Origin of the sequence: Nodosilinea nodulosa PCC 7104, assembly GCF_000309385.1 — a bacterium.
In the GTDB taxonomy this organism is placed as follows: Bacteria; Cyanobacteriota; Cyanobacteriia; order Phormidesmidales; family Phormidesmidaceae; genus Nodosilinea; species Nodosilinea nodulosa.
Window position 1 is genome coordinate 2,518,798 of the sequence record NZ_JH976537.1, and the last position, 16,968, is coordinate 2,535,765.

Consider the following 16,968-nt stretch of genomic DNA (forward strand, 5'->3'; position numbering starts at 1 on the left):
CTCCACTCTTCACGCTAACGAAACCATGGCCGAAAGCCTTTTCCTATTTAAGGATAAACGTTAACAAATGCGTCAATCGGGACACATTCGTAACATATACCCAAAGGAAGAGATCGCCGCAGCGGGGAAATTGTTCCCCAGGGAGTGGGTCAATACCGGGCCATTGCCGCCGGACTAAAGCTCAGCCACCGAATTGAGGCCCACAATATCTTCGTAGGCCGCTGCAATGATACACACCGAGAGGGGCAGAGTCACCAGGAGACCCACGCCCAGCAGAATTGCCCCCGCAACATTGAGCAGAAAAATGACTATCAGCAGGGCAAAGAACGAGAACCACTTTTTGGTAACCAGCTTGCGGCTCATTTCCATCGCCTGCCAAAAATCGGCGTTTTTGTCAATCACCAGAGGCTGGGCAAAGATATAGGCTACCGCCAGATAGATACCGGGCAAAATCAGCAGCACAAACCCGATCGCGGTCAGGATCGTGGATACTAACGCCGTCAAAAAGATCGGCAAAAATTTGTTGAATCCCAGAAAGAAATCGCCAAAGACAGCACTGCGACCCCGCGCCAGCTGAAAGGCCACAAAATAGTAGCCCGCCGTCAGGGCCGGAGCGACAATGTTAAAGGCAAGGTTAAGAATGCCGCCGCTTGGGCCGTCCCCACTTCTTGCCCCCAGGGGAAAGGGCAGCACCGAGATCACAACCTGAATCAAAAATAATAAAAGCGTAAACAGAATAAAAAGCGGTGCTTTTGATTTGAAGATTTCCCAGCCTCGGCTGAAATAATCGCCAATTTTAACCTCATAGTCTCGGTCGACTAAATCGGAACTAAAGCTACTCATAATCGTTCTCCAAAATCCCCAAAGATTATGAGTAGAATAGCGGTTTCGCGTTAACTGGAGTTAACGCTGCGGCAAAAATTTACCTGCGATCGCTTAACCTGCCCCTGGCAGACCGCCAGCGGAGCGCCAAAGAGGTAGTATGCGAGAATTAATCCACCACTGGGCTGCCGTGGTGATGGGTCATGTACCACTGCCCGGCCATGCGCTCAAACCCGTTGGTAGCCATCGATCGGGCCTCCAGACGGCGATTGGCGAAGCGATCGGTTTCGGTAGCGCCACCGCTAATTTGCAGGACGTTTTCCACCAGCACCACAAAGGCCAGATCGCCGCTGACTTCGACGGTGAGAATGTCGGTGTCGATTTCGAGGTAGCTGGTGTTTTTGAAGATGCGCTCCCAGGCCTCACGGATATCGGGCCAGCCCTTGAGGGCATCGCGACCAGGGTGAATGCAGAGGCAGCCCATGCCCTTCGACCAGACCGCCTCCATGGCCTCTATGTCCTTCTTCTCAAAGGAGCGGTAAAAGGCCTTGTTTGTAGCCAAGACCAGGTCGCGATCGCCAGCCATAGGGTCCTCACTGATAAGATACAGGGGCGTTTCCCTGCCTCCTGTCTTGAGCATAACCAACAGCAGGGGGAGGCAGCCACCTCCTGCCCCAAAGTTGCCCAATTGCATGCTAAAGCTTGAAAATCTTTGTAAGCGCTACGGCTCTAAGGCGGTGCTGCAAGACCTCAGCCTCGACCTCCAGCCGGGGGAAGTCTACGGCCTGCTAGGCCCCAACGGGGCGGGCAAAACCACCACCATCAACATTATCTGCGGGCTGCTCAAGGCCGACAGCGGGACGGTCACCATCGGCGGACGGCCAGCGGGAGAGGCCACCAAGGCCTGGGTGGGGGTGACGCCCCAGAGCAATCTGCTCTACGGCAGCCTCACCTGTAGCGACAATCTGTTCTTTTTTGGCCGCCTCTACGGCCTGAGCCGCAAAGACTGCCTGCGGCGCATCGATGTCTGCCTGGAGGCGGTCGACCTGCTGGAGCAAAAGCACACCCCCGTCGAGCGCCTCAGCGGCGGTATGCAGCGGCGGCTGAGTATGGCGGCGTCGATGCTGCACCGTCCCAAGCTGGTGATTCTAGACGAACCGACCACCGGGCTGGATATCGAAGCGCGCCAGGAGCTGTGGCAGCTGATTCGCCAGTTCAAAGCGCTGGGGGTGACGGTGCTGCTGACCTCCCACCTGCTCAATGAGGTCGAGCGGCTGTGCCAGCGAATTGGCATTTTGCGCCAGGGGCAGCTGCTGGCCGAGGGCACCCTGGCGGAGCTGCGATCGCGCATTCCGGCCCGCGAGGTGGTCACCGTTGAGACTCGCGACCCCGAGGGGGCGATCGCCCGCGCCCGGCAGCTGGGTTACCCCCACCGCACCTACGGCGGCGACCTGGCTTTTTGGGTGCCCGAGCCGCTCGAGCTCAAGGAATTAATCAATCGCTTCGAAGGCATTCCCCTCGACTCCATTGCCCGTAGCCCGGTCAGGCTAGAGCACGTCTACCTCGAAGTCACCCGCCCATCGAGCGCGGGGGCTGGGTCCGCAGGGGCAGAGTAGACTGCGGCGCAAGTGGGGGGGCTATTGCCAATTGCGAGGGAGCAGGGGGCGAGGGAGCTGGGGAGCTAGGGAGCTGGGGAGCTGGAATAGTCGGCATAAAGCAATCGTCACGTTGGTTATGACGTTCAGAAACCCTATGAGCGTTCAAACGTTCGAACGTTCATAGGAGACATGTCTTAACCAGACTGGCCACAGCTATATTTCAGACTTCGTGTACTAGGCGTTTAGCTGCGGCTAAACCGACCGCTGGCACCTACGCAGAGGCCCGCCAGCAGAAAAGCCAGGGCTGCCCCCAGGGTGTTGCCCGTCAGCGACAGGCCGCCGCTGCCCAGCAGCATGCCCCCCAGGCTGGCGGCCAGTGCCCCACCGCTGAAGTAAATGCCCGTGCCCAGTCCCGCCCGCGCTGGCGACACCATGCCCAAAGCGAAGGGCAGCGTACCGTTGGAGACCAGGCTGAGGGATGCCCCAAACAGGGCCGCCAGCAGCACCCCCACCAGGGTGCTGGACAGAATGCCGACCGCGATCGCCAGGGCGGCCATGGCGCTCAGCCCCAGGATCATCGCTCGGCGGTTGCCCAGGCGCATGGCCAGCTGTCCGGCGGGCAGGGCGGTGAGGGCCAGAGCCACAAACAGGGAGCCTAGCACCAGGGCGGTATTGCCCTCCGGCACCCGCTGGGCGATCGCCATCGGCAGCGCCGTCATCACCAGCCGAAAGCCCAGGGCCACCCCCACTCCCGCCCCAAATACCAGGGCGAGCCCGGTCCAGGGCGATCGATCAGCAGAGGGCTCAGAACGCTGGGCAGCGGGCCGAACATCCTGCCCTTGGCTGGCCTGCTCTAGGCTGGCCTTATCCACGCTGGCAATACCGTTGGGCTGGGCCAGACCGAGGGCGATCGCCGCCAGCAGCAGCACCCCCGACCCGGCGGTAAACGCCACCCAAGGCCCCAGGCCCAGAATAAACTGGTTTGCCAGCGGCCCCATCGCCCCAGCCAACCCGCCCACCAGGGTGAGAATGCTGGCCGCCTGGGGCAGGCGGGTGCCGACGGCGTAGCGCCCCAGCAGCGACATTGCCGGGCTGCGAAACACCGTCATCGCCAAGGCCCAGGCCACCAGCAGCAGCGGCAGCCCCCAGCGCAGCAGCCCCTGTCCCCACAGCAGGGTAGTGGGCAGCAGCACAAAAATACCCGCCGACAGCAGTACCCCCAGGCTGATGATGGGCAGGCGAGTGCCAATGCGGTGCTGCATCTGGTCAGAGAAGGTGCCCATCAGGGGTTCCATCACCATGGCCAGCAGGTTTTCGACAATTAACAAACCAGTGGCTAATTTTAGGGGCAGCCCCAAACTGGTCAGCAATTCCCCCAGATACAGGTTATAGATCACCCACAGCAGGGAAATTGCCCCCTGCACCAGGGCCAGGCCCCAAACTGGAGCCCAAACAATCGATGACGTACGTGTGGCCATAGAGCGGTGTCGGAGCGCGAAGACAAAGACCAGCCCCAGGGAACAGAGCCCTTGGCAAGCGGCAGGGAACGGGTACCCATGCCAAAATCGCGGGGTTTGGTATCAAGACCTTAGCTCTTCGACCACCATCGCCGCCAGCTTTGCCGCCGCCCCCGCTTCGCCCCGCACCGATCGCAGGTCTCGGCGCATGGCCTCTAGAGCCGAGGGATCGTCCAAATAGCTCACCACCTGGGCCGCCACCGCCGACGGCTTCAGCGGGCCGATTAGCTCCGGTATCACCGCCCGCTTGGCCCAAATATTGGGCCAGGCAAACAGTCGTCCTTCCTTATATATTTGGCGCAGTATTAAAGTGTTAATTATTTTGGCGAAGCGGTCTCCCACCAGGGGCAGATTGGCCAACAGCCCAGGAATGCCGTCCCAGGCTTTCATCGCCTCTAGCTTTTGGGTGGGCAGCAGCACCATCATCGGCACGCCGAGGGATCCTAACTCTGCCGTGTTGGCCCCAACGGTGGTAATACAAAACTGCATCTGGCTCATCACGTCGTAGGCGGGGTGGCCTGGCCACAGCATCACCTCTAGGCCGCTGGGGGTGCGCAGCCGGGGCAGGGGTGCCTCTGCCGACTCCAACTCTGCCCTCTCCAACTCTGCTCTCTCCAACTCGGGCGTCCCCGAATCTGCGTCGACCAGCTCCGCCGTGGCTGCCCCCTCAAACAGGCGAGCATCCGGATTTTGGGCCGCGTCGGCAAACTGGGCCAGCGCCTCCAGCGACAGCATCGGCGCCACCGGAATCACAAACTGGGTTTGGGGTCGCAGCTGGTGGATAGCTTCGGCGATGCCCAGGCAAAAGGGCAAGCCGACGCTGAGCTTGTTTTTCTTGGACCCCGGCATGATGCCAATCAGGTCGCAGTCGGGCCGCAGATGGAGGCGATCGCGCACCCCCTCAATATCCGCCGCATCTCCCTGCACGTCGGCCATCAGGTCGCCAATCACCTGGCACTTGTGGCGAAACTCCATCGGGGCCGCCTCGACAATCGACGGCGTCATGCAGCCGAAGCGATCGATCCAGCCGTGCCAGCGGGCGTCCCACTCGGCATAGATCACGGTGCGGTAGCCCAGGCGACGGCCCACCACCACCGGGTAGATCTGGTCGCCGCCCAAAAACAGCACCACCCCGCGCGATCGCCAGTCCCAGTTTTCTGCGGTCTTGCCCCTCAGCAAAAAGGAGAAGAAATGCTCCGGTCCCTGAACGCGATCGACCTCTGGCAGGCTGCGGGCTATCTCGGCTTCGCGGCCCGAGGCGTTGGCGCAGGGCGACAGCACGACGGAAATGCGGGCCTGACTGGCATCGGGCAGCTGCTGCCGGAGCGATCGCACCACCGGACGCACCCAGGTCGAAATTTCCCCCGGCCCGTTGGACAAAATCAAAATATCGCTGGGGAACGAAGATGTAAGCCCTGCGGGGGAGGCGTCGTGATCTGAGGTCGAATTGGCCTGGTCAAAGCCCATGGAAGGGGTGTCTCTCAATAACGCCCTATTTTAGCTAGAACGGGTTGACAGCGAGATTCGCCTCCTCGGTCAGAAGCAGTAAGCCTGCGGGGAACACATCAAGCCAGTTCAATCTACCTTTCGCAATACAACGATACGTAATTTAAACTACAGAGCAGCTTTCTCAGAATCGGGCGGCCTAGCTCTACAGCTCTCATAGAGACCTATAGATCCCCAAAATCTTTATAGGCAGAGAACTCCGTCTGGGCTGTCAAAAGTTGCCTGAGGAACTATAGCGTTCCCTAAAACGCCATTTCTGAGAATGATGATAAGCACTGTTACAATTCAGCGACTTCCTTCAGGATCGTTGTCGGCGCCTGATCCCGGTGCTAACGTCTGAGTCATGGTTCGAATGGTCTTTTGCGAAGGAGAGCTATACCCATGATCCAAGCTCATCGAGCATTCCATTAAACAGGTTAAGGATTGGCCATCTCGGGCCAGTCTTGCAGCTATTGCCCCTAGGGTTCGAATGGCCGTCATGATTCCGTTCAGCCCGCCCTATCCCCCGGCCTTGGCCCAATTACCTCATCAGCACCCTGGGCTAGGGGGACATTCTCACCGATGAGAGCGTGGTTATTCAAGTCCATTTTCCGGCTGTCCCTAGACTGGGCCGTAACCCGGATGGCACCGAGCACGCGAGTCATCTTCGAGCTTTTCAAGCTAAGTCTTAAACACGCTGACTGAAACATTTCAGGCTCAGCAGGAGGTTTTCTATGCTTTTTCACGGTAAAACTGCTCTGATTACCGGTGCATCGCGCGGCATTGGCCGCGCCATTGCCCACGCCCTGGCCCGCCAGGGTATGCAGCGTATTTTGCTGGTGGCCCGCAACGCCCAGCGCCTAGAGACCGTGGCCGAGGAGGTGCGGCAGCTGGGGGCAGAAGCCATAGTGCTGCCGGTCGATTTGACCGACCCGATTCGCGCCAATGTGGTGATTGCCCGCGCCTGGCAGCACCACGGCCCGGTCCATCTGCTGATCAACTGTGCTGGGGTGGCGTACCAGGCCCCGTTTTTGCAGGCCAAGCTGCCCCAGGTGCAGTCGGAGATTTCAACCAACCTAATTGGTCTGTACACCGTAACGCGCCTGGTTGCCCGGCGCATGGCCACCCGCCGCGAGGGCTGCATTGTCAATGTGTCTAGCCTGATGGGCAAGGTTGCCGCCCCCACCATGGCCACCTACTCGGCGACCAAATTTGCCATTGTGGGCTTTACCCAGGCCCTGCGCAGCGAGCTAGCGCCCCACCGGGTGCGAGTGGTGTCGCTGCTGCCCTCGCTAACCGACACCGACATGGTCAAGGAGTTCGACTGGTTTCGCGGGGTGCAGCCCTCAACCCCCGACCAGGTGGCCGAGGCCCTGGTGCGCGGGCTAAACCAGGGCAAATCTGAGATTGTGGTGGGCTGGCAGAGCCACGCCGCCCTGTGGGCTCAGCGGCTGGTGCCCTGGCTGGTCGAACCGATGATTCAGCTGTTGGCACCGACCAAGCCAGCCCAGGTACGCCAGCGGCCAGTGCGATCGACTTAAACCAGGCGGGCGACTTCGCCCCGGGTGATGCGTTGCCGCGCCGGATAGGCAGTGCTCTTTGCCTGTCCGGCGCGGCAATGGGTCTGGGTAAGCGGCATGGCCACCTGCCCCCTACTTGATCGCAGCCGTGGTACCAAAAAAATCGATGCGATAGTCAGTAATGGTCACCCCAGTCTGCGCTTCGATCTGCTGGATTAGATCGGCGGGTAAGGTCACCTGGATATCGATAATTTCGTCGGTGTCGAGGCAGTTGATATGGCTGTGGGAGTCGCTCAGGTGGCCGTAAAGGCGACCATCGGCCCGCTCCACGCACTCAATAATGCCCTGCTCTGAGAGGGCATCAAGGTTTTGGTAAACGGAGGTGTGGCCAATTTCGCGGCCCTGCTGGTTGAGGCGATTGTAAATTTCACGGGCGGAAAGGTGGCCCTGGTGTTGCCAGAGCAACTCTAAAATGTAGCGCCGCTGCCGACTCAGCCGCATGCCAAGGGCCTGACAGCGCTCAATGGCGCTATCTAGGGAGGTGATGGGCTGATTGAGGGCGGCCTGCTCATCCATAGCGGAAGATATAATTCATAGTCAGTACCACTTTAACTTGTTTGAAAGAACAGTGTCTATAACTACAACTACAGGAACTGTAGAAACGGCAGAATTAAAAGGATTGTACTGGCGAAGCCCCAGAATATAACCTGCATTCCCTTCTTTAGGAGTGGGTGCGAATGGGTGGGCCAAGGCAGCATGGGCTAGCGATAGGGTAACCCATGGGGACGCTGAGTTCTGGGCTTCAACCCAAGCTACATCTGCATTCTTTTCCCCAAGCAGCCACAACAGCAACGGCATATCGACCTGCAGACGGGCCTGGCAAGTTCGGTAGCTTCCAGCGTTTTTTGCCGCTGCCACCACGGCAAAGGGTGGGGATGCGATCGCACCCGCTAGCGCTGAAGGTTTGTTAAATTTTCGTTCTGCTCCAATCCTTGGTGGCGGCGAACTCTCTCTGTCTGTGGGTAAACTAAAGCCTGGGCTTTGCAAGGGGATAAGCCAGATGCCATCCAAGAACCAGCTTCAGACCATCCTTAAAGAGAACTATGGCGTCAACAAAAACATTACCCAACCGCTGAGCCTGGAAGACTGTGAAACCCTTTTACTCCTGCTCACCAACCACCCCAGCGCGGGGCGGCTAGTTGAATCTTTTGTCGATAAAAATAACGAGCTATCGCAAAACAATCGCTACTTTGGTCAACGCCGAAGTCAGGCAGAGAAGAAGTTTGAGCGTCTGCAAGCCGAGCAGCAGAAGCTAAAAAATGATATTGCCCAGCTAGAGCAAGCCAATCGGGTGCTCGGCGATCGCAAGGGGACATTATCCAAAGAGCAGCAGGATTTAGAAGACACTATCAACAGGCTAGATGCTGAGAATCAGAATCTGAGTCTGAAGGTGCAAACGCTGACCACCCAGAATGACGAACTGCTAGAGGCCAACGACCAGCTTAAGCGCGACAATAAAGAACTTAAAAATATTGTCGACCAGATTCGCCTGCGCTTGGCTCGGGATACCAAAATGCTGTTGCAGTACGAAGACAGTGAACTTCGCAAAGCCGTCATCCGCCTATTTCGCTGGACTTTAGGGTAAACAGTCGTCGCCATGGCAAGCAAAAAGAACAAGCAGCGACTGTTTAGCGGCATGGGCTATCGCGCTGTGCAGCGGTCTAACCGCGATCGCAAAAGCAAGCTGCCCAAGCCAGATCGGCAATGGCTCAAGGAGAACGGCTACAAAAACGCAGGATGGGACAATGTCATTGCGCTCTATCAAAAAATCAATGACATTCTAGCCTCTGCCAGCCAAGACGAATCCAGCCTGGAAGAGCTGTTTCTACAAGCCGACAAAATTGGCGAGAAATATCAGACCCCCCAAGAAATAGCCGCCTTTAACCAGGCGCTAAACTCTGAGACAAAAGACATTTCCGCGCTGATTGATCAGCAGTTTCCAGACGCGGAGTTTGAGTTTGCCGACTACAGCAAAACAGCGAAATCTCCGGCCAAGCGCAAATCTGCTAGAAACCACAAAAATAGGCATCCCAAAAAATAATCCTTCCTCCGACAGGCATTACCTGCCATGACAGCAGAACCAGAGAAAACCCTGCAAGATCTTTTCAAGCTGGCCACTACAGTTGGCAACAGGCGCTATCACCGGCTGACCCAAAAAGACTTTGCCGACTACCGAGCCTTTGACTACTGGCGCTATATCAATGGCGACAGTGAGTGCGGCACCACCGAGGAAAGCAGAGCCTGGGTGAGAGACAACTCAGAGCACCACTGCCCGGTGTGTGGGGCAAAGTTTAGCCCTCACCACGGCAGGAGCATAGACCACAAATTGCCCCGCGCCCAGTATCCTTGGCTAGCATTGGACTTCAGAAACCTCTGGGTCATCTGCCACCCGTGCAACCAGGAAAAGGGCGAGCGTCACTGGTACGAGTACGAGCACTACATATTCACTCGGTACCCAAATCGCTATCAAGATATTGTCTTTGCCCGACCGAGGCATCTGCTGAAATTGCTGCGTCAGGTCTAGCCCGCTCTCTTGATCAGAGCAAGGGTGCAGTCTTCATTGCTCTGATCAATATCGGCAGATTGAGGTTCCCTAGGGGTAACGTTTGCTCAAGAATGCGATCGCTTCATGGCCGCTTCAGCAACCTTATTCAGGCTATTGTTGTTTTCTATAGCTGAGCCAGGTTAAGGATATTTTTCTATGAAGCTGGATGATGTGGTCCCCTGGGGCAGAACGCTAGCAGAATATATGTCGATGTTTGATCTGTCAGCGACGGACTTAAGCGCGAAAATTCTTGGCTGCGGCGATGGGCCAGCTAGCTTCAATGCCGAAATGACCCGGTTGGGCCACACTGTTGTCTCTATTGATCCAGTCTATCGATTCACCGCTGAGCAAATTGAACAGCGAGTTCAAGCCACCTACGAAACTATCATTTCCCAAGTCAGGCAAAACGCCGATCGCTACGTGTGGCAAACCTTTCGAGATGCGGATGAGCTGGGCCAGGCTCGGCTCAGCGCAATGGCCGATTTTTTGCGGGACTATGGGCAGGTAAATTGGACGGGCGGTATTTGTGCCAAACTTTGCCCAATCTAGACTTTGCCGACAATCAGTTCGACCTATGTCTGTGTTCTCATCTGCTTTTTCTTTACTCAGAACAGCTGTCGCTGGAGTTCCACATTGCTTCGATTCGTGAGCTGTTGCGAGTGGCCTCAGAGGTGCGGATCTTTCCATTGATGCAACTCAATTGTGAGCCTTCGCCATACCTGGGGGCAGTCATAGATGCATTGGACCCTGAATGTTTTAAAATTCAAATCTGCCCGGTTGCCTACGAGTTTCAAAAGGGCGGCAACCAAATGCTGAAAATTAGCCAACGGGCGATTTCGGAGCGGCTCGCTGCGTGAATCGTCGCCTGACCGCGATTTTTCCTGGGGCACAACCTGCAACTACAGAGTCAGCTATTGTAGGTATTGCGGTTTGTAGTCTCGTTCCCATCGCTCAGCCTACAGCTCAGGGCCAGACCGTACGCAATCTCCTCAGACAGATTTAGGATGCGCCATGCCGACCTATCGATCTAAGACCTCCACCCACGGACGCAACATGGCCGGGGCCCGCGCCCTCTGGCGCGCCACTGGCATGCAAACCGAGGACTTTGAGAAGCCCATTATTGCGGTCGCCAACTCCTTTACTCAGTTTGTGCCTGGCCATGTTCATCTCAAAGATCTAGGTCAGCTGGTGTGCCGCGAAATTGAGGCCGCTGGCGGGGTCGCCAAGGAATTTAACACCATCGCCGTAGATGACGGCATTGCCATGGGCCACGACGGCATGCTCTACAGCCTGCCGTCGCGCGAAATTATCGCCGACTCGGTGGAGTACATGGCCAACGCCCACTGCGCCGACGCCCTGGTCTGCATTTCTAACTGCGACAAGATTACCCCCGGCATGCTGATGGCGGCCCTGCGGCTCAACATTCCCGCCGTGTTTGTCTCCGGCGGGCCGATGGAAGCCGGTAAGACCAAGCTCTCGGAGCACAAGCTCGACCTGGTGGATGCCATGGTGGTCGCCGCCGACAGCAGCATCAGCGACGAGGTGGCCGAGGAATACGAGCGCTCTGCCTGCCCCACCTGCGGCTCCTGCTCGGGCATGTTTACCGCCAACTCGATGAACTGCCTGACCGAGGCCATTGGCCTGTCGCTGCCGGGCAACGGCACGACGCTCGCCACTCACTTCGATCGCAAGGATCTCTTCCTCACCGCCGCCCGAACCATTGTCGACATCACCCGCCGCTACTACGAGCAGGACGATGAATCGGTGCTGCCGCGATCGATCGCCAGCTTCAAGGCCTTCGAGAACGCCATGTCGCTGGATATCGCCATGGGCGGCTCCACCAACACCATTCTGCACCTGCTGGCCGCCGCCCACGAGGCCGAGGTTGACTTCACCCTCACCGACATCGATCGCCTCTCGCGCCGGGTGCCCCAGTTCTGCAAGGTGGCCCCCAACATCCCCGACTACCACGTCGAAGATGTGCACCGGGCGGGGGGAATCCCGGCCATTCTGGGCGAGCTGGATCGAGCGGGCCTGCTCCACGCCGAGGTGCCAACCGTCCACAGCGCCACCATGAAAGACGCCCTCGATCGCTGGGATGTGCGGCGCACCGACGACGAGGCCGTCCACACCTTCTTTAGAGCTGGCCCGGCGGGCATTCCCACCCAGCAGGCCTTTAGCCAGTCAACCCGCTGGCCCACGCTCGATCTCGATCGCGAGAAGGGCTGCATTCGCGATGTGGAGCACGCCTACAGCGCCGAGGGCGGGCTGGCGGTGCTCTACGGCAACCTGGCCGAGCGCGGCTGCATCGTCAAAACCGCCGGGGTAGACGAAAGCATTCTGGTGTTTGAGGGCAAAGCCCGCATCTTTGAGAGTCAGGATGCGGCGGTCAACGGCATTCTCAACGACCGGGTGCAGGCGGGCGACGTGGTGATCATTCGCTACGAGGGGCCAAAGGGCGGGCCGGGTATGCAGGAAATGCTCTACCCCACCAGCTACCTGAAATCGAAGGGGCTGGGCAAGGTCTGCGCCCTGCTCACGGACGGGCGCTTTTCCGGCGGCACCTCGGGGCTTTCCATTGGCCACGCCTCACCGGAGGCGGCGGCGGGGGGCAACATTGCCCTGGTAGAAGAGGGCGATCGCATCTTGATCGATATTCCCAACCGCCGCATCGATGTCGACCTCACGGCGGAGGAGTTAGCCAACCGCCGGGTGGCCATGGAAGCCAAGGGCAAAGCCGCCTGGAAACCGGCCCAGCCCCGCCAGCGGCGGGTAACGGCGGCGCTCAAGGCCTACGCCCTGCTGGCCACCAGCGCCGACCAGGGCGGCGTGCGCGACCTGGCCATGCTGGAGTAGTGCCCCAGCCTGAGGGCATAACCCCCATCCCAGGCCAGTTGTGGCTAGACCAACATAGCCGACAGCGTCATTGCCCAATCATGTCACTGCCTGACCGTCCATTTGAAGGGTGGTGCATCGGGCGGTTGAGTTTTGCAATGGCGCGGCGGTGCCCAGACTCTTCCCGATTGAATAGACGAGCTTCCATCTCACAGCCGATTTGATCTCAGCGGTAAGTGCTTAGCCTGTAGGGAGGGTTCAGCAGCGCCAATCGTCCCAACGGGTTGGCAGCGGCTGAACACCGTTTTTTTAGCATGGACGCTAATCAAAATGAACACTAATAACGAATATATCAACAGCGAAAGAGACCGTATCGACCGTGAGCACGACGCCGACAGTAACCCCGACCCCATTACTGGGGAGCCGGGTGCCCATCCAGTGGGTACGGGGGTTGGGGCCGCAGGGGCAGGCCTGATTGGCACCGCCGTTGGTGTGGCTGTAGGTGGCCCGATTGGCGGTGCCGTAGGCGCGGTGATTGGCTCGGCAGCCGGTGGACTGCTGGGTAAAGGGGTGGCCGAAACCTTTGACCCCACCGTTGAGGATACCTACTGGCAGCAAAACTACAAAACCCGCCCCTACGTGGAATCTGAGTACAGCTACGACGACTACAGCCCTGCCTATCGCACCGGCTATGAGGGCTACTCCACCTACTACCCCCAGGGCATGTCGTACCAGGAGGCTGAACCCCATCTGCGCCAGCGCTACGAGCGGGACCACAGTTCTCACCGTTTGGGTTGGGACAAGGCAAAATATGCGACCCAGGATGCCTGGCATCGGCTACAGCACAGCGCCTTGGCGGGCGAGGACGAGTACTGGCGTCAAAACTACCGGAACCGCCCCTACGTGGAGTCTGACTACAGCTACGACGACTACAGCCACGCCTATCGCACCGGCTACGAGGGCTACTCTACCTACTACCCCCAGGGCATGTCGTACCAGGATGCTGAGCCCCATCTCAGAAAGCACTACGAGCACGACGGCTCTCACCGCCTCGGTTGGGACAAGGCAAAATACGCGATTCAAGATGCCTGGCACCGCCTGGAGCACGGTGTCTCCGGCCATGACAGAAGCGTCCGGTAAATCGTTGAAGCAGCGTTAGTTGAATTGCAACAAGAGCGATCGCGTTTTCAAGGCGCGATCGCTTTGCATTATCTTGTAAAACTTACATATTGCACTTTATAAAATTTTCTTGATCCACTCATTCTCAGTGATCAAGACGAAATTGAAGACTTTTCCCTCACATTTTCCAAAAACATCCAAGGCGTTTTTTGCAGCATTATTGCACTGATTTATCAACTCTTGCCAAGTAGACGCAGACTCAAAAACACAAGAGAAATCAGCAATTTTAGTTAACAAAGGGCTGATCTGATGATTTTCACACTGAAATCCTTCAATGGGTGCATCCCAGTCTTGTAAGTCTAGGAATGAGACGCTTTTCAAAGCCCTTGATTTTCGTAGATCTGACGACTACGCATTTGTACTTATTGCAAAAGTGGGATGCACCCTCCTTCAATTCCTAGAATGGCGATATTCTTGAGGCTACAATCCTCGACAAAATCGATTGCATATCGCGACAGAATGTATAGCTCATCGCCACGGATCAGGGTAAGCGCAAGAAAACTATCGATACATTGTGCTAGGTTGCGAGCCCTGCAGCAAGGACAGTGAGCATGTAGTCAGGACTCATTGAGGCTCGCTTTGCCTTCTGCTTAAGACTTCGTTTTTTGAGGTTTCTTGGTTCAGCACACTGATGGCCAAGCGCCTCAGGAGCGCCATATTCTCGCCACCGTGGCCCCGCCTGATGCGAGACTTATCCTCGCCCCAGGTGACATCGAGCACCCAATGGAGTTGATTTTCGATACCCCAATGGGTGCGAATCGCCCGGCCAGCCATGGCGGCATCACAGGGCAATGACGTGAGATAAACCATCGTCTCTCGGGTGATCTTGTTCCAGAGATGTCGGACTCGCTTCACGAAGACGATGGTTTTGAGGCCCACCCATTGCTCGATTTGGTGTAGGTCTCCCATGGCGGCGATGGGTACAGCCCACACCTGCCGATGCTCCCGCCGATGATGGCCCGACTCCACCCGAGCGTCATAACTGTGCTCTAGAGCGGTAAAGTTACCGGCTTCAGCCTGCTCAAACCAGGCCGTGACCTCGGCCCACAGGGTGGGGTGATTGGCCTTGAGACAGAGGACATAGTCGGCCCCGTGCCCAACGATCTCACGAGCAATTTCCTTCTGGGTGCCCATGGCATCGAGGGTGATGATGCAGCCGCTGATATCGAGAAGTTTCAGCAACGCAGGAATGGCGGTGATCTCGTTGCTCTTGGAGGCAACTTTGACTTGCCCTAACAACAGCCGATGCTCGCTGGCCCAGGCGCTGACGACGTGGAGCGCAGACTGCTTGGCGTTGCGGTCATAGGAGCCTTTAATCGTCTTGCCATCGATGGGAATCACTTGGGCTCCACTGCTCTCAACGATCTGCTTCACCCAGCCCAGAAAGCAACGCTCTAGGGCTTCAGGGGCCATCCGCTCGAACAAACGACGATAGGTGTCGGCATGGGGCACGCCGTTCGGTATCGAGAACAGGGTACTCAGCCACGCCTCGTGACTCTCGGCATAGGTTTCGATGTCCTCCCACCCCGTCGCGCCGCCGATGACGGCCAGAATCGCGATCATCACAATGCTCAAGAACGGGTGCTCTACCCCTTGACTGCCACGCGGGTCTTCTAGTTCAGCAAAGTGTGATTCCCACTGCTGCTGAATGGAGTTAGCATCGGTAGCCGCGCTCAAGGGTGGCTTGGTCTGACCGGCTTTAGCCGTCTCTTCATTGGGAGCAAAGCCTTGGCTCATGGGGACTCGCTAAGGGTCGCAGTGATAGCATGCCCCTAGCATGTCACAGACCTATTTTTCTTGCGCTTACCCTGCCACGGATGAACCCATTACTTTCCCATGAGCTGAGAAAACCTGAATTCATGAATTCTCTTTACTAATCTTTGTTGCGCATTTTCAAGAATATTGCGCGCCTCATTTAGTGCGTCCAGGAAATCATTGAAGAGAAATTTCGGTGAAAAACTAGTAGTAATATAATCTACCAAAATCTCTATTTCTATTAGATTATTGCCTCTATCCTTGTTGATTTGAGCAATCTGCTCTCCTTTGTACGAGATTTCAACAGTAATTTTTTCGTATCTTGAGTCACTAAAGCGAATAATTTCGAAGCCCGAATCCATAATGACCATGGCGCTGCTTACCTCTTTGATCTAGGATTTTTTGTGGCGATCGCCCAGCGCACCTCATCTCTATGGTTCAGTTCTCTCCCCGTAGGTCAGCAGCTGCTCGATCGCAGTCAGTCGGTACTGCCACGATTGCAGCCGGTAGCTGCTGTTTGCGGTATCGATCAAAATCCCCTGCTTGAGGGGGGCACGCACCCTGGCCAGGCCGACTTCGACGGTTTCTAAATGCCGCCGCGACGGCTCCTGGGCCAGGGTTTCAAACTCGCGGCCCAGATCGTTCACCGCCCCGATCCAGGGAGTCAGGGTGTCGCGGTCCATCCACAGGCGATCGTTGGCCAGCAGCCAGCTCCACTCGCGCTGGAGCGCCTGATAGCGGCTCAGGGCCATGGCGTAGGGCGTCGTAGGGCCGGGTTCTTCACGGCTCTGGGTCTGCCCCAGCACGGCGCTCAGTTCGGTGTTGAAATCGTTGGCGGCAAACAGGGCGTAGCCGGGGGTGGGCAGGTCGCGGCTGGCCTGCATTTGGTCGAGGGTGGCAGCATTCGACAGGTTTAGCAGCCGAATGGCCGGTATGAGCAGGGTTGAGCCAAAGGATTCATCCACCAGCCAGGGGGAGACGATCTGCTCAAAGCGGCTGGTGTCGCCCGCGTAGCTCATCAGCACAATCCAGTCGAGGTAGCCAGCCCTGGCCCAGGCGCCCCAGTCTTGCTGAATGCGCTGGAGGCGGTCGTGCTCGCCGATGGGAAACACCGCTGCCGACAGGATTAGGTCGGGGCGGTGCCGCCGCAGGGTGCTGGAGATGGTTTCCACAAACGAGGTCACCTGCTGCACCCGGAACCCGGTCCAGCGATCCCACAGCACCTGTTGCTGAATCTGCTGGTTGCGGTCCAATTCACCGCTGGGGCGCGGACTGAGGGTCATCGGATCGACCCCGCTAATGCTCTGGAACCGCCAGCGAGCAACTTCGCCGTAGCCGTAGGTGCGGTTGGCCCCAGGGTCCTGAAAGGGGTAGCGAATGTAGTCGAGCTGGAGACCGTCGACATCGTAGTCGGTGACAATTTCGGTCATCAGCCGGGTCAGGTAGCTGCGCACCTCGGGGTTGGCGGGGTCTAGAAAAGGTTTGTCTTGCCCGCGCGGAATGGGACTGCCGCTGTTGTCGTAGGCGGCCCAGTCGGGGTGGCGAGACAGCACCGGGCCGAGGTAGTCGGCGGGCTGGTTGAGCAGCCGGTTGTGGCGCTGGTTGCCCGCCGCAAACACCCACACCCAGGCGTGCAGGGTCATGCCCCGCGC

General features: G+C 57.8%; 16 protein-coding genes and 1 pseudogene. 9 read left to right on the forward strand and 8 right to left on the reverse strand.

Translation table 11 applies throughout. The features are described from left to right. Positions 1–174 precede the first annotated feature (174 nt). Together LEPTO7104_RS0111635 and LEPTO7104_RS0111640 are read right to left on the reverse strand one after the other, a co-directional pair. Positions 175–843, reverse strand: a complete 669-nt coding sequence (locus tag LEPTO7104_RS0111635; protein WP_017298754.1) for a hypothetical protein — start codon at positions 841–843, stop codon at positions 175–177. Between the two features lie 148 nt (positions 844–991). Beyond that, positions 992–1,408 (reverse strand): nuclear transport factor 2 family protein, encoded by a 417-nt coding sequence (locus LEPTO7104_RS0111640; RefSeq protein ID WP_026072610.1) that lies wholly within the window; start codon positions 1,406–1,408, stop codon positions 992–994. A 106-nt stretch (positions 1,409–1,514) separates the two neighbouring features. Here LEPTO7104_RS0111640 and LEPTO7104_RS0111645 point away from each other — a divergent pair, with 106 nt between their 5' ends. Then, complete coding sequence (locus LEPTO7104_RS0111645; RefSeq protein WP_017298756.1) at positions 1,515–2,438, forward strand: ABC transporter ATP-binding protein; 924 nt, start codon at positions 1,515–1,517, stop codon at positions 2,436–2,438. 224 nt (positions 2,439–2,662) lie between these two features. Here the strand turns inward: LEPTO7104_RS0111645 and LEPTO7104_RS0111650 are convergent, their stop codons facing one another. Together LEPTO7104_RS0111650 and LEPTO7104_RS0111655 are read right to left on the reverse strand one after the other, a co-directional pair. Then, on the reverse strand, positions 2,663–3,898 hold the full coding sequence (locus LEPTO7104_RS0111650; protein WP_040695403.1) for an MFS transporter: 1,236 nt from the start codon (positions 3,896–3,898) through the stop codon (positions 2,663–2,665). A 102-nt stretch (positions 3,899–4,000) separates the two neighbouring features. Further along, a complete protein-coding gene (locus LEPTO7104_RS0111655) occupies positions 4,001–5,404 on the reverse strand; it encodes a glycosyltransferase family protein (protein WP_017298758.1) in 1,404 nt (467 codons plus the stop codon). A gap of 752 nt (positions 5,405–6,156) precedes the next feature. Between LEPTO7104_RS0111655 and LEPTO7104_RS33570 the strand changes: the two genes are divergently transcribed. Next, entirely contained in the window at positions 6,157–6,963 is an 807-nt protein-coding gene (locus LEPTO7104_RS33570; RefSeq protein ID WP_017298760.1) for an SDR family NAD(P)-dependent oxidoreductase, read from the forward strand. Between the two features lie 111 nt (positions 6,964–7,074). Here LEPTO7104_RS33570 and LEPTO7104_RS0111670 read toward each other — a convergent pair whose 3' ends face one another. Beyond that, positions 7,075–7,518: a Fur family transcriptional regulator gene (locus LEPTO7104_RS0111670; protein WP_017298761.1), complete on the reverse strand. Its 444-nt coding sequence runs from the start codon at positions 7,516–7,518 to the stop codon at positions 7,075–7,077. 484 nt (positions 7,519–8,002) lie between these two features. Here LEPTO7104_RS0111670 and LEPTO7104_RS0111675 point away from each other — a divergent pair, with 484 nt between their 5' ends. The 7 genes from LEPTO7104_RS0111675 to LEPTO7104_RS36890 all read left to right on the forward strand — a co-directional run bounded on the left by LEPTO7104_RS0111675 (position 8,003) and on the right by LEPTO7104_RS36890 (position 13,522). Continuing rightward, positions 8,003–8,587, forward strand: a complete 585-nt coding sequence (locus LEPTO7104_RS0111675; protein WP_017298762.1) for a hypothetical protein — start codon at positions 8,003–8,005, stop codon at positions 8,585–8,587. 12 nt (positions 8,588–8,599) lie between these two features. After that, complete coding sequence (locus tag LEPTO7104_RS33575) at positions 8,600–9,043, forward strand: hypothetical protein (protein WP_017298763.1); 444 nt, start codon at positions 8,600–8,602, stop codon at positions 9,041–9,043. Between the two features lie 27 nt (positions 9,044–9,070). Next, complete coding sequence (locus LEPTO7104_RS0111685; RefSeq protein WP_017298764.1) at positions 9,071–9,526, forward strand: HNH endonuclease; 456 nt, start codon at positions 9,071–9,073, stop codon at positions 9,524–9,526. A 177-nt stretch (positions 9,527–9,703) separates the two neighbouring features. Then, positions 9,704–10,096, forward strand: coding sequence for a hypothetical protein (locus LEPTO7104_RS43240; RefSeq protein ID WP_264308248.1), 393 nt, complete (start codon positions 9,704–9,706; stop codon positions 10,094–10,096). Beyond that, a complete protein-coding gene (locus LEPTO7104_RS43245) occupies positions 10,084–10,404 on the forward strand; it encodes a class I SAM-dependent methyltransferase (protein WP_264308249.1) in 321 nt (106 codons plus the stop codon). Before LEPTO7104_RS43240 ends, LEPTO7104_RS43245 begins: the two co-directional genes overlap by 13 nt. 154 nt (positions 10,405–10,558) lie before the next feature. Then, positions 10,559–12,403, forward strand: a complete 1,845-nt coding sequence (ilvD, locus tag LEPTO7104_RS0111695; RefSeq protein WP_017298765.1) for a dihydroxy-acid dehydratase — start codon at positions 10,559–10,561, stop codon at positions 12,401–12,403. A 309-nt stretch (positions 12,404–12,712) separates the two neighbouring features. Next, positions 12,713–13,522 (forward strand): glycine zipper family protein, encoded by an 810-nt coding sequence (locus LEPTO7104_RS36890; RefSeq protein ID WP_017298766.1) that lies wholly within the window; start codon positions 12,713–12,715, stop codon positions 13,520–13,522. Positions 13,523–14,078: 556 nt separating this feature from the next. On the opposite strand, the pseudogene LEPTO7104_RS33590 reads toward LEPTO7104_RS36890, so the two are convergent. From LEPTO7104_RS33590 to LEPTO7104_RS0111720, 3 genes and pseudogenes are all read right to left on the reverse strand, one after another. Further along, positions 14,079–15,298, reverse strand: a pseudogene (locus LEPTO7104_RS33590) (ISAs1 family transposase). An 89-nt stretch (positions 15,299–15,387) separates the two neighbouring features. Continuing rightward, entirely contained in the window at positions 15,388–15,687 is a 300-nt protein-coding gene (locus LEPTO7104_RS33595; protein WP_017298767.1) for a hypothetical protein, read from the reverse strand. Between the two features lie 60 nt (positions 15,688–15,747). Beyond that, positions 15,748–16,968 (reverse strand): glycoside hydrolase family 10-like protein (locus LEPTO7104_RS0111720; protein WP_017298768.1); only part of this gene is annotated, 1,221 nt, incomplete at its 5' end.